Raw genomic sequence first — 12,719 nt, 5'->3', positions numbered from 1 at the left:
TCGACGTTCAAAATTTTATACTTTTTTCGTAAAAAAAGAGTGCCGAATCATGGTTATTCAGCACTCTTCACTTTTATTATTTAATTAAATCCGCAAGTTCAGCTCCGATGGCCTTCTGCAATTCTTCCGCTTTGAGCTCCATCTGCATGCCAATTTTGCCTCCGCTGACAATAATCAGATCAAGTCCCGCTGCCTTTGCATCAACGAAAGAGGGATACTGCTTCTTCATACCGACGGGAGAGCAGCCGCCGCGGATGTAGCCGGTCAGCTTCTGGATATCTTTGACCGGAATCATTTCCACTTTCTTTTCGCCGGCTGCTTTAGCGGCTTTTTTCAAATCAAGCTCTTCTGCCACCGGAATGATAAAAACATAGATCTGCTTGCTGTGGCCTTGAGCAACTAGAGTTTTATAGACAGCTTCAGGATCTTTGCCAATCTTCGCTGCAACCGAAACCCCATCGATTTTGCCGTCCTGGTTGTCATATGTAATCAGTTCGTAATCCACTTTCTGAGCATCCAGCATACGCATCGCGTTTGTTTTACCCTTTGCCATTGCCTGCGCCTCCATTGGTTATTTTTCTCATTTTAGCATTTTAGGATAAATTTCAAAAAGGATCAGACTTATAAAAAAGCAGGACCCCTAAAAGGAATCCTGCTAACAAAGTTTATCTCAATCGATAAACACGGGCTTCATAAGGCTTAAGCATAATTGAATCCGAATCTTCATGCGTATCAACCGGATAGTTATTCAATAAAAGCTGATCATTAGAAAGCTTAAATTCAGCTTCAAAAGATGCCTCCTTTGTTGAAAGATTCGTGATGACGACTACCTTGTCATCATCTGATGTACGGGTATAGGCATAGATTTGCTTATCTTCTTCAAGAAGCAGATCGTATTGGCCATAGGTGAAGACTTCATTTTCTTTTTTCAATCGAATCATTTTTTTATAGAACGAAAGGATGGATTCCTGGTCCTGCGATTGGACTTCCACATTGATTTCCTTATAGTTCGGGTTAACCTTCATCCATGGCTGTCCTGTTGTGAATCCTGCGTTGTCCCTGGAAGACCACTGCATAGGCGTACGGCTGTTATCGCGGGAAGAGGCCCAGATGATATCCATGATTTCCTGATGGGACATGCCTTCCTCTTTTTTAAGGCGGTACAGGTTTTTCACGGCTACGTCATCATAATCGTCAATGGATGGGAATTGGACATTGGTCATGCCGATTTCCTGTCCCTGATAAATGAATGGCGTTCCCTGCATCAGGAAGTACATGGCACCCATGGATGTCGAGCTCTGGTGCCAGTATTCCTCATCATTTCCCCATGTTGAAACGACACGGGGCTTATCATGATTTTCGATAAATAAAGCGTTCCAGCCATCAGCCTCCAGACCTTTCTGCCAGCGGGTAAGAACTTTTTTCAGCTCGACAATATCAACCTCTGGATTGGTTTCTGCATCCCAAAGGCCAAGGTGTTCAAATTGAAAAATCATATCCATTTTACCCTGTTCCTCACCGACCCAAAGATCGGCTTCATCCACAGTAACACCGTTTGCTTCGCCCACTGTCATCACATCATAGTTCGCATATGTGCGATCTTTAAATTCCTTTAAAAATTCGTGAATGCCTTCCTGGTTCATATGCATATCGAAGGAAGAAACATACTTTTGCTTTTTTGGGTTCGGCATATCAGGCAGGCCGGCACGCTTTTTGATATGGCTGATGGCATCAATCCGGAAACCGTCGATTCCCTTATCCAGCCACCAGTTCACCGTATCATATAAAGCCTCACGGACTTCTTTGTTCTCCCAGTTTAAATCAGGCTGCTTCGTAGAAAAAACGTGCAGGAAATACTGTTCAGTCTTCTCATCATATTCCCATGCTGACCCGCCAAAAATGCTTTCCCAGTTATTCGGTTCCTTGCCATTCTTTCCGTCTCTCCAAATATACCAGTCCCTCTTCGGGTTCTCCTTGGATGAACGGGATTCGATGAACCATTGATGTTCGTCACTTGTATGGTTCAAGACAAGATCAAGAATCAGCTTCATATCGCGCTTATGGACTTCATCCATCAGCTGATTGAAATCCTCCATGGAACCGAAGTCTTCCATGATATCCTGGTAATCTGAAATATCATAGCCATTATCGTCATTAGGGGATTTGTACATTGGGCAAATCCAGATGACATCGATCCCCAATCCTTTAATATAATCAAGCCGCTGAATGATTCCCTGAAGATCACCAATTCCATCTCCGTTTGAATCCTGGAAACTGCGCGGATAAATTTGATATCCTACTGCTTCTTTCCACCAAACCTTCTTCATATTAACACCCTCAATTTATATAAATTTCTTTTTCAATCATCGCGGTGCGCAAACGTTTGCATTAAGCGGTATAAAAAAAAGCTGCCTGCTTTTAAGCATTTGCATACTACTACAGTAAGTGTAACGCTTACAATTGGATTTTTCAATACCCTTTTTCATGATAAAATCCTGCTAACAATTTAGAAGCCGCAGCTTTTTGGACTGCGGCTTCTCCTATATTATCAGGCTGGCTCCACTTGAAGCTGTTCCCGGTATGGTTTTAACGAATGATAGATAATTTTCTGCATGAAGGCTTTATCCATATCCGGCAGAAGCTTTTCAGCAAATGCCCATGCATTTTCCTCAATTTTCAATGCTGTGAGGCATCGTTCCTGCTCTGTTATGCAGGAATCAAGGTAATTGGCCAATTCCTCCAGCTCTGTATCTTCAGCATGACCAAGCTCATGAGCAAACACAACAGTGAAATAATCCAAAAAGCGATCAGCAGAAGAAAAGAGCTGCTGGCATTGTTTCATAATCTCTTCCATATAAAGCGTTATGGTATGTGTTCCCATGCTGTACTTTCCGCCAGCTATACGATTTCCCGGAAAATGATTCTCTAATTTAATCTTTGCCAGACTCCCCGATCTCTCCAATAACTCCCGAACGACTAGATCCAAGCTTTCTTTCTTCAATGCATACACCTTTCTCTATTTAATAGCTTATAGGCTATTATATGAGAAAAGAGCTCAGAAATAAACCAAATATTTACCCTTTAAATTCTATATTCAAACCAGTTCAGGTTAATTTTTGTCCTGCAGCAGCGATTTATGAATCCAAATGGCAGCCTGTGAACCCTCCCCCATTGCAATGGTTACTTGTTCTGAATGGGCTGCCACATCTCCAGCTGCCCAAACATTTTTGACACTTGTCATTTTCGAGCGGGGATCTGTCAGGATATGCTTATTTTCAAGGCGCTCTGCTCTGAGCTGCTTTGCCAGGTCAGACTTTACTTCGTTTCCTCCAAAGGCAATAAACCCTCTATCACCTGTGATTTTTTTACCATTTTCAAGCAGTACACCGTTGAATTTTTCGTCGTCTGCAAGTACCTTACATATAGATTCCTCAAGGTATTCAATCTTTTTTTCTTTCAATTTCTCCAATAATTTCTGATCTGCCGGCTTTTTTTCATGGTTGATGAAAACAAGATCATTTGTCCAATAAGACAATGTTAATGCCATATTGGCTCCGGCATTTCCAGAGCCGAGCACAATGGTGCGTTTATCCTTTACCTCATATCCGTCGCAGTCAGGACAGACATAGACAGAAATGCCGAGACAAGGCATTAATTCGGGGAAGGGCGGCATCCGGTCCATAATACCCGTTGCAAGTAAAATCCGTTTTCCCACATATTTATTGCCCTTTTGGGATGAAACCTCAAATCCTCCATCTGTCTTTTCTGCGTGCTCCACTTTTTCATTAACAAACTTCACTCCAAGGCTTTCTGCGTGCTTCTTCCCAATCTCCCGGAGTTCAGGGCCGCTCACGCCATCCGGATAGCCTAAGATATTATGATAGCTTTTGCATATCGTGGAGCGCCCATCATTGGAATCAAGCACCAGCACCTTATGTTTATATCTGCCCAGCTGAATGGCAGCCTGCAGTCCCGCAATACCTCCTCCAACAATCAGGCAATCATAATTCAATTGAAATTCCTCCTTTTCGTTCCAAGATAAGCTATAGTTGTAAACTACCCAGAAAATCCTTTTCTAAATACAAAAAAGGAGAGTTTCATCACTGAAACTCTCCCCAAGCTTATTTATTCATATGTGCAAGAAAGCCGCCAAGAAGAGTATCCAGGTCTTCTTCGCTTTCCTCTTCAGTTTGACCTTCTGCATTTTCTTCCTGTTCCTGTTTAGCTTTATCCCAATCAAAGTCAAGCAAATCATCTTCAATATCGGTCAGTTCAACTTCAGAAAGTTCGTCTTCTTCTAAAGCTGCAGCTGCCGAATCATACTGACTCACTGAATGCCTCGGCTCCTCCTGCAGATAAAGAGCTTCATCAATATCAGAAGATCGGCTGTTCAAAGAAGCCAGCAGGGAAGTTGCACGTACGGGATCCGTAATCAGCTGATAAAGGATGCTGCCGAGCAATGCTTCTGAGTGCTCATGCTTTAGCCAGTCGCGCTGGATTTTGCTTAACCCCTTGGGAAGGGGAATGGTAATAGTTTCCCGGTCTTTTGATTGAGAGCTGCTGACTCCCTGCATCACAAACTCTGCAATCTTACTGGAAAAATTCCGTTTTTCGGTTTCCTTGAGCTTTTGCAGATGCTTCAAAATATGATCAGGTGTGTCAGATGGCACCCGAAAGGATACGGATTGTCCTCTCTTAATTTCAGAAGAGGAAGCTTTACTCATGAAAAATCACCCTAGTTGGCTTTAACAGGTTTTTTATCCTGGTCCGCCTTGTCTTTATTCGTTCTTCTTGAAAAATCAGAGATCAGCTTGTAATAAGCATTGGCCATCATCCAGATGCTTTCTTTTTCATCCTCAAAGAAGTCAATGTTATAGCCATCCAGATTGTTATTTAATGTTTTCAGATAATCTTTTAAAACAATAGAGCCGCCGCCGACAAAGTAGCAGATTTCCGTCTGGGAGTTTTTCTGCCAAACGTTGCGGAGTAGGCGATACTGCTTCTTAGCCAGATCAAGCAAAATTCGGTCTGTAATATCATGTACGCTTGTCCGGCTTCCTTTTACCATAATATGATTGCGGTCATTCTTTTTCGTGATGATTTCCACGACATCCCGGCGGCTGTCGAGTTCAACGCCATGTTTCGAACGAATCTCCTCACGGATGGATTCAAGAGCTTCAGATACCCCAAGGTTGAAGCCCTGCGCTTTGTCATCATCAACATTGCGGTTTTTAATGACAGCAATATCCGTTGATAGTCCGCCGATATCCTGAATTAAAATACGCTTATCAATTAAATCCTTATTGATGATATTTAAGTTGTTGTCCATTACAAGGTTGATATAAGCAGCAAAGCCTTCAGGATATACCTTAATTTCATCAAACTTGATATTTACTTTTTGCCCCTGGTACTTCGGTGTCACAAGGAACTCAACCTGATGGACAGAGCCCAGCAATTTGGAACGGTAGCCCGCATCCTTGCCTTCCTTTACTTCACGAAGAGGAAGTCCTGTTCCCAGTGTGTAGTTTGCATCAATCACATTCCCGGACTTTTTAAAGCCTGTGGAACCATCTTTCTGCACAGCATCCAATGCCAAAGCAGAGAATAGCATGACTAATGTCTGATCTTCTTCGGATTTGCTGCTGCCCGGATCTAATTCAGTAGCGTTATCGCTTTTCGTTGCCAGGTGCCCCACACGATAAATCGCATTGTTTTCTTTCAGGGCAGGGGAGTGGACTCTGATATGTATGCCTTCAAGCGGATTTTTGCTGTCAAGTTCTTCTATCCCGATAACCGGGCGGTCCTCAACATCTCTCGCAATCACATTCGGTATATTTAATTCTGAATCCAGTTTTCCAAAGATTGCTTTAATAGAATCGTTTCCTACGTCAACTGCTGCAATTCTTGAATTCGTCAAATCATTCAATCCTTTCATTCTCAAATATAGAGCTATTGTTTTAAGAGTAATTCAGATTGAGAGATTAATCAATGTAAGGAAATAAAAAGTAATCAAAGCGTAAAGACGTAAACAAATTGTAAACTTATACCTACATTGTATACACTTTCCGTATACAAGTAAACAATATTGAACACATCCTTACACACCAACATGTACACGCGTTTGTATACTTGTTTACATTTTTGAATACAACTGTAAACAATATCGCATACTTGTATTCATTTTTGTTTACAACCAAGTTTATTTGGTGTTTTTCCTGAAATTTGATAGTTTAAGAGATAAAATAATATCCTGCTTGTCTCTAACAAAAATGAAATAAAATAGATAATATTAAAAAATTTAGAAAATATATTAAATTTGTCTACTTTCTAGAAAAAAATTCCTATAAAATAGAGGTATAACAACAGGCAAAGGAGTACAGAAAGATGCAAGGCTCCAGAATATTTATGGTTTCGCTTTTTATTGTTTCACTTTTTACAGCTCTGATCTCGGACGGGATCATTGTCGAGAGCTCTTCATATATAAAAGCACTCTTCATATACTTGCTGTTTTCCTGCTTGTATCACCATTTGCGGATTATCAGCAGAAACGGAAATACGTCCATCGATTATGGAATTAATTACAGTCTCTCCATTGGGCTTTTTACAGGGCCATTAGGTTTATTTATATTTGAAGTCATCTATCGATTTAGTGTTTATTTATATAAGAAACAAACAAAAACAGACGATCCGGATGAATTTTTCCATACGTTTTATAACATTGGCTCCTTTGTGATGAGCAACTCTATTGCATTCTATTTATTCAATCTGCTGTATCCCCTCTTTCAGGATGCGGCATTCGGCTTTTGGATAATCATGCTTATTCTGATTACCGTAACATCCATGCTTTCAGACATCTTCCTGGTTACCGTGTTTAAATTGACAGGAGACATAAAAACGAAGCAGGAAGCGATTGATTTTATCAAAACAAGAAGTGTACTGGATATGGGGAAGATTGCCTTTACTAATGGTCTTTTGCTGTTATTTCTTAATGAGGGCAAATGGGAGATGCTCATAAGTCTGTTTATACTTAATTATCTTGTCAGCCGTTCCTTTCTGTCGAAATCACAGATGCTGCAGAATAAAATCGAACGCGATAAATTTGAGCAGATGGCCTATACCGACTTCCTTACTGGTGTTTTTAACCGTGCTTATATGGATAAAAAAATGACGGAACTTAATCAATCGGCGGAACACATCGCGATTGTAGTGGCAGATATCGACAAGTTCAAAAGGATTAATGATAGCTATAACCACGCCGTGGGCGATCAGGCAATCAGGCACTTTGCCGACTCATTGAAGAGCTATCTTTCCAAAGATGATTACTTGTTCAGAAGCGGCGGAGAGGAATTTACCATAATAATGAGATTCAGGTCATATGAAGAATGCTTGAATTTAGCTCAGAAGATACGCAAAGGCATTGAAAACAGCACATTTCATGCCGATTTTAAAGACCAGTCCATTTCTCTATCCTACACAGCATCCTTTGGCCTCTTTTACTATAAAGTGAACAAGCTCCTTTCTATTGAAAAAGCCTATGTTTACGCAGACCAGCTCCTTCTGCAGTCTAAGGACATGGGAAAAAACAGGCTATCCTCCAGGGAAGAATCAATTCATCAGCATAGCCCTAAAGAAGCAGTACTTACAAACGCATAAGGATATTTGCAGCAGCCGCCGGTTTGAGCGGCTTTTTTTTATGGGAATAATACCTCTGTTTTTAGATAAGTTTTAATACTGTTATTATTCTGAAAAAACGTTCTTTTGTTTAAATCTCTGGAAAAATCTATTTATTCCGCCTAAAAAGTCAATAATAACCATCGTTACATAAAATTTTTTTTGACAATTAGGAACTATGAAAGATATTATAGAATAGCTAAAAGGAGGATGAAACATGTCAGATTTTAATAGGCAGAAAATTGTTGAAAGTGTGCCTCAAAAAGGTTTCTTTGGACATCCTAAAGGCTTGTTCACACTTTTCTTCACTGAATTTTGGGAGCGCTTTTCTTATTATGGAATGAGAGCGATCCTTGTATTCTATATGTATTATGAGGTTTCAAAAGGCGGTTTAGGCCTGGATGAGCCGACAGCTTTAGCTATCATGTCCATTTATGGGTCATTGGTGTATATGTCAGGAATCATCGGCGGATGGATAGCCGACAGATTGCTCGGAACCTCCAGAGCTGTATTCTATGGCGGAATTTTAATCATGCTCGGCCATATTGCCCTTTCTATTCCTGGCAGCCTGGCTATGTTCTTTGTTTCCATGGTGCTGATCGTATTAGGTACTGGATTATTGAAGCCAAATGTATCAAGCGTGGTTGGGGATATTTACAGCCCGGAAGATAACCGCCGCGATGCAGGTTTCAGTATTTTCTATATGGGTATCAACCTTGGCGGATTCCTTGCGCCTTTAATTGTCGGAACAGTTGGAATGGATTATAATTTCCACCTAGGTTTCGCCATTGCTGCCGTTGGTATGTTCTTTGGCTTATTAGTGTTTGTTTTTACGAAAAAGAAAAATCTTGGATTAGCAGGAACTTATGTATCTAATCCATTATCAGCAGATGAAAAAGGTAAGGTTTATACAAGAATTGGCCTTGGTGCTGCTGTTGTTGCCATTTTAGTGGCAGTCGGCATCCCAACTGGTCTTTTAACATTTGATTCGTTTATTGCCCTTGTTGGTGTTCTTGGTATTGGGCTTCCGATTATTTACTTTACTGTAATGTACCGCAGCCCGAAAACAACAGAAGTGGAACGCTCACGCATCATTGCTTATATTCCATTATTCATTGCATCTGTTATGTTCTGGGCTATCCAGGAGCAGGGTTCAACGATTCTTGCGAATTATGCGGACAAGCGTACCCAGCTTGACTTTATGGGTCTTGATATTTCACCGGCATGGTTCCAGTCTCTTAACCCATTGTTCATCATTTTCTTTGCGCCAGTATTTGCCTGGCTATGGGTGAAGCTTGGCGACCGCCAGCCTTCAGTGCCGCAGAAGTTCTCCCTGGGTCTATTATTCGCCGGTTTATCTTTCCTTGTGATTCTGCTGCCAGCATACCTTGGGGGAACAGATTCTCTTGTAAGTCCATTATGGCTGGTTCTTAGCTACTTTATTGTTGTTCTTGGTGAGCTTTGCTTATCTCCAGTCGGACTTTCAGCCACAACAAAATTAGCGCCTGCTGCTTTCTCGGCGCAAACGATGAGCCTTTGGTTCCTATCAAATGCGGCCGCACAGGCAATCAATGCACAGATTGTTAAGTTCTATTCACCAGAAACAGAAATGACTTATTTCGGTGTAATTGGTGCAGCTGCGATCGTGCTATCCATTATCCTATTCATGTTGAGTCCTAAGATTCAAGGATATATGAAGGGTGTACGTTAATAGAAAAGCGGAAGCCAGAAGAGTGTATGCTCTTCTGGCTTTTTTTAGTATCTTCTCGGCCGGTAAATTCGTCAGTTTGGCCGGTATTTCTTTCAAATCGGCCGGTAAATGTTCTATTTGGGCCGGTAAACAGCAGTCTTCATTCTTTCCACTCTTCAAGCATCGGCCCCTCATCACCATAGACAGGATCAGTCTGAGGAACAGGGACATTTTTGATTTCTGCCAGTGCTTGTACACGATCTGATGGGTCTTTTTTCTTCATATTCGGGCTTGTTCCGCCAGGATAGGCACCTACGACTTCGAAGTCCGGACTGCTTTCCGCATTCTTATGCCCTGTCCCTGCCGGGAGGAGAATAACATCGCCCTGATGGAGGTCAAGGCGCTCGCCCTGGTCACCGCCGATGAGGACGGTTGCTTGTCCTGCTTTGACACCCAGTACTTCATGAGTATTGCTGTGATAATGATGGTAATCATATACCCCGCCCGTCCAGCTGCCGGTCCATTGATGTCTGTTAAAAGCCGCCTCTATTTCATCAGGCTGCTCCTTAAAAACGGCCTTGTAGATGATAACAGGAAGGTCCGGATTGTTGGGTATTTGTCCATCATCCGCCAGCTGAAATGTTTGGGTTTGGCTATTCAAGTGAACCTCTCCTTTCGTATTGCTTCAATTTCTTTGTTTAAACGTGTCTCCGCCTTTGATGGTTCCGTTTTGGAATCCTTTGTAGAACCATGACTTTCTTTGTTCTGACGTTCCATGGGTAAAGCTTTCCGGCACTACATAGCCCTGCGCCCGTTTTTGAAGGGTGTCGTCCCCTACTGCCGTTGCAGCATTCAGGGCTTCTTCCAGATCGCCTTCCTCTAAATATCCCATTCCCTGTGCATGGTTGGCCCAAACGCCTGAATAATAATCGGCCTGCAATTCAAAACGGACAAGATACTGATTAAACTTTTCTTCACTCATTCTCTGACGAAGCGGCATGATTTCCTCAGTCGTTCCAAGCAGGGTCTGCACATGGTGCCCTACCTCATGGGCTATGACATAGGCCATGGCAAAATCGCCAGGAGCCTGGAACTTTCTTTGCAGTTCTTCGTAAAAGCTTAAATCAATATACAATTTTTGGTCGCCCGGACAATAAAAAGGCCCAACGGAAGAGGACGCTGCCCCGCATGCAGACTGTACGCTGCCTGAATATAAAACAAGGGTCGGCTCCTCATATTGCAATCCCTGTTCTTCGAATATTTCCGTCCAGACTTCCTCTGTATCCGCAAGCACAACAGAGACAAAATCAGCAAGCTCTTTTTCCTGTTCTGATTCTTCATACGGTACAGCTGTGCCAGAGTCTGTTCCGGCCATATTGCCTAAAAGCTCTCCCGGATCACCGCCGAGGAAGGTAAATATCAATAAAATAATAATTCCGCCGAGGCCGCCGCCAATCAGGGTTTTTCCCCCTCCGCCCATGCCTCTTCGGTCTTCTACATTAGAACTCGCTCTTCTGCCTTTCCACTTCATGATTCAGCCTCCTACTGAAACGCCATTTATCATTCATTTCATTAGTGTATACCCGAATTGAAGGGATTTATTAACTTAGCAGAATTAAAAATAGGTGCCTGCTGCAAACAGGCACCTTTACCCTTATTATTTTTCTATCGCGCCAGCCGGATCATAGAGGTCCAGGTCAATATCCACCTCTTGCCCGAGAGCAAGCTTGGCAAGCTGGGCACCCAGAAACGGCCCTGCGGTCAGCCCTGAGGCTCCAAGTCCATTTGATATGTAAAGACCCTTTATGCCCGGAATTTGGCCGATAATGGGCAAGAAACCGGGTGTATAGGGACGGAAGCCCACACGTGCTTCTGTGAACGTTCCATCAGACAATCCAGGGGCTATTGCTAGCGCTTTTTCAAAAATTTCATTTAGGCCGCCAGCTGTCACCCTTAGATCATAGCCTATATTATCTTCATGGGTGGCACCAACGACGATGCGGCCGCCTTCAAAAGCCAGAATGTATTGGTTGTTTGGCGGCATCACAACAGGCCATTTGCCCGTTTCCTCCTCTTCAAGCTGAAGATGGACAATCTGCGCTTTTTGCGGCTTTACATCCAATTGAATACCAAGCGGCTTCAAAAGCTCACCAGCCCACGCGCCAGCTGCTGCGATGACACTATCTGCTTCATATTGCTTTCCGCCGGCTTTTACAGCTGTGACCCTGTCTCCTTGGCACAAAAGTTCAGCAGAGTCATGAACCAATACAGCACCATGTTTTTCTGCTGCCCGCAGCAGGGCGTCCCTTAATTCCCGGCCGTTGACGCGCGCCGCTCCGCTTACATGTACAGAGGCATATTCCTTTGATAAAGGCGGAAACAGCTCCAATGTCTGGTCTGGAGATAATGGTGTAATCTCTCCCACTTCAGGTGCATCACCGCGTCTTGTTGCTGCACGTTCTTCCATTTTTTCAAGCTTTACAGGGTCGGTATGAAGGCTGACGGCTCCTACCTTCTGATAGCCCGTCTTCGTCTCTCCGTCCTTTTCAAGCTCCCGGATTAATGTTTGATAATAGGCCGCTCCCCCTTTGGCCAGCGCGTACCACGCCTTATTCCGCCGCTGTGTCAGCCAGGGGCAGATAATTCCGGCCGCTGCGTCTGTTGCCTGCCCCGGGTCTTTGCGGTCGATAACGGTGACATTTGCACCTGCCTTAGCCAAATGGTAGGCTGCAGAGGCCCCCAGGATTCCTGCACCAATGATGATATGACTTTTCATAATGACTCCTTTTTGCGATCTAGTTTGCCACTTATTTTACAAGAGTTTGGGGCAGTGCACAAAATAATCATGGCAGACGCGTATTCATATTTGCACGGTGATATTGCTGGAAAGCTGCTGGGGCGCGGGGTGACCGATAAAGTGGTATTTTGACCGATATCGGCCGATATATATAAAATCTGACTGATATACCTGGCACAGCGGCCTGATAAGTTAATTTCCCCCTGTATCTGATCCAGCAATTGAAAAATTCCTTTCTGACAGCTATCCAGCAACTATTTCCATATAAAAAAACTGCATGACAGGCATAAAACCCATCATGCAGCTTCATTAAAATGGCTTATTCGGTTCATAGGTCGGCTGCTGGTTTTGTGCCTGATACTGCTGGCTTTTGGCTGCCGCGTCCTGGACATTTTCTTCAAGGGCAAATTCTGTGTCCATTCCTTTTTTGAATTGGTCCGCCTGGTTTTGGGCGGCTACGACCTGCTGCTCTTCTGTTACTTTATTCGGCTGCTTTGGCATTCCTATCTCTCCTTTATTTTAGAAGTATAGCTATAGATTTTCCAAAGCTGCAGGCACTAT

12 protein-coding genes are annotated in these 12,719 nt (G+C 43.0%); 2 read left to right on the top strand and 10 right to left on the bottom strand.

The window, feature by feature from the left end:
* Positions 1 to 76 precede the first annotated feature (76 nt).
* The 6 genes from ybaK to NR125_RS12100 all read right to left on the bottom strand — a co-directional run bounded on the left by ybaK (position 77) and on the right by NR125_RS12100 (position 5,917).
* Positions 77 to 553: a Cys-tRNA(Pro) deacylase gene (ybaK, locus tag NR125_RS12125; protein WP_009332365.1), complete on the bottom strand. Its 477-nt coding sequence runs from the start codon at positions 551 to 553 to the stop codon at positions 77 to 79.
* A gap of 112 nt (positions 554 to 665) precedes the next feature.
* The gene (locus NR125_RS12120) at positions 666 to 2,327 is read right to left on the bottom strand and encodes a glycoside hydrolase family 13 protein (protein ID WP_251266786.1); all 1,662 of its coding nucleotides are present in this window, start codon (positions 2,325 to 2,327) and stop codon (positions 666 to 668) included.
* A gap of 221 nt (positions 2,328 to 2,548) precedes the next feature.
* A complete protein-coding gene (locus NR125_RS12115) occupies positions 2,549 to 3,010 on the bottom strand; it encodes a hypothetical protein (RefSeq protein WP_226280657.1) in 462 nt (153 codons plus the stop codon).
* Positions 3,011 to 3,109: 99 nt separating this feature from the next.
* The gene (locus tag NR125_RS12110) at positions 3,110 to 4,012 is read right to left on the bottom strand and encodes an NAD(P)/FAD-dependent oxidoreductase (protein ID WP_071158231.1); all 903 of its coding nucleotides are present in this window, start codon (positions 4,010 to 4,012) and stop codon (positions 3,110 to 3,112) included.
* Between the two features lie 109 nt (positions 4,013 to 4,121).
* Positions 4,122 to 4,724 (bottom strand): hypothetical protein, encoded by a 603-nt coding sequence (locus NR125_RS12105; RefSeq protein ID WP_009332369.1) that lies wholly within the window; start codon positions 4,722 to 4,724, stop codon positions 4,122 to 4,124.
* Positions 4,725 to 4,735: 11 nt separating this feature from the next.
* Positions 4,736 to 5,917, bottom strand: coding sequence for a ParM/StbA family protein (locus NR125_RS12100; protein ID WP_019380538.1), 1,182 nt, complete (start codon positions 5,915 to 5,917; stop codon positions 4,736 to 4,738).
* A gap of 467 nt (positions 5,918 to 6,384) precedes the next feature.
* Between NR125_RS12100 and NR125_RS12095 the strand changes: the two genes are divergently transcribed.
* Entirely contained in the window at positions 6,385 to 7,653 is a 1,269-nt protein-coding gene (locus tag NR125_RS12095; RefSeq protein WP_019380537.1) for a GGDEF domain-containing protein, read from the top strand.
* Between the two features lie 235 nt (positions 7,654 to 7,888).
* Positions 7,889 to 9,382, top strand: a complete 1,494-nt coding sequence (locus NR125_RS12090; RefSeq protein ID WP_019380536.1) for a peptide MFS transporter — start codon at positions 7,889 to 7,891, stop codon at positions 9,380 to 9,382.
* A gap of 139 nt (positions 9,383 to 9,521) precedes the next feature.
* Here NR125_RS12090 and NR125_RS12085 read toward each other — a convergent pair whose 3' ends face one another.
* The 4 genes from NR125_RS12085 to NR125_RS12070 all read right to left on the bottom strand — a co-directional run bounded on the left by NR125_RS12085 (position 9,522) and on the right by NR125_RS12070 (position 12,659).
* Entirely contained in the window at positions 9,522 to 10,022 is a 501-nt protein-coding gene (locus tag NR125_RS12085; protein ID WP_019380535.1) for a cupin domain-containing protein, read from the bottom strand.
* A gap of 24 nt (positions 10,023 to 10,046) precedes the next feature.
* Positions 10,047 to 10,892 (bottom strand): KPN_02809 family neutral zinc metallopeptidase, encoded by an 846-nt coding sequence (ypfJ, locus tag NR125_RS12080; protein WP_019380534.1) that lies wholly within the window; start codon positions 10,890 to 10,892, stop codon positions 10,047 to 10,049.
* Between the two features lie 126 nt (positions 10,893 to 11,018).
* Complete coding sequence (locus tag NR125_RS12075; RefSeq protein ID WP_071158227.1) at positions 11,019 to 12,137, bottom strand: NAD(P)/FAD-dependent oxidoreductase; 1,119 nt, start codon at positions 12,135 to 12,137, stop codon at positions 11,019 to 11,021.
* Between the two features lie 330 nt (positions 12,138 to 12,467).
* Positions 12,468 to 12,659 carry a hypothetical protein gene (locus NR125_RS12070; protein ID WP_009332376.1) on the bottom strand — a complete coding sequence of 64 codons (192 nt, stop codon included), beginning with the start codon at positions 12,657 to 12,659 and terminating at the stop codon, positions 12,468 to 12,470.
* Positions 12,660 to 12,719 lie beyond the last annotated feature (60 nt).

The sequence above is a fragment of the Cytobacillus sp. Bac17 genome (genome assembly GCF_024519925.1).
GTDB classification, from domain to species: domain Bacteria; phylum Bacillota; class Bacilli; order Bacillales; family Cytobacillaceae; genus Cytobacillus; species Cytobacillus pseudoceanisediminis.
The sequence above is the reverse complement of the archived record's forward strand: the minus strand, read 5'-3'. Positions and strand labels throughout refer to the sequence as shown.

Coding starts and splice junctions, on each gene's coding strand:
- ybaK (WP_009332365.1), bottom strand. CDS start 553: ATGGCAAAGGGTAAAACAAACGCGATGCGTATGCTGGATGCTCAGAAA.
- NR125_RS12120 (WP_251266786.1), bottom strand. CDS start 2,327: ATGAAGAAGGTTTGGTGGAAAGAAGCAGTAGGATATCAAATTTATCCG.
- NR125_RS12105 (WP_009332369.1), bottom strand. CDS start 4,724: ATGAGTAAAGCTTCCTCTTCTGAAATTAAGAGAGGACAATCCGTATCC.
- NR125_RS12095 (WP_019380537.1), top strand. CDS start 6,385: ATGCAAGGCTCCAGAATATTTATGGTTTCGCTTTTTATTGTTTCACTT.
- NR125_RS12090 (WP_019380536.1), top strand. CDS start 7,889: ATGTCAGATTTTAATAGGCAGAAAATTGTTGAAAGTGTGCCTCAAAAA.
- ypfJ (WP_019380534.1), bottom strand. CDS start 10,892: ATGAAGTGGAAAGGCAGAAGAGCGAGTTCTAATGTAGAAGACCGAAGA.
- NR125_RS12075 (WP_071158227.1), bottom strand. CDS start 12,137: ATGAAAAGTCATATCATCATTGGTGCAGGAATCCTGGGGGCCTCTGCA.
- NR125_RS12070 (WP_009332376.1), bottom strand. CDS start 12,659: ATGCCAAAGCAGCCGAATAAAGTAACAGAAGAGCAGCAGGTCGTAGCC.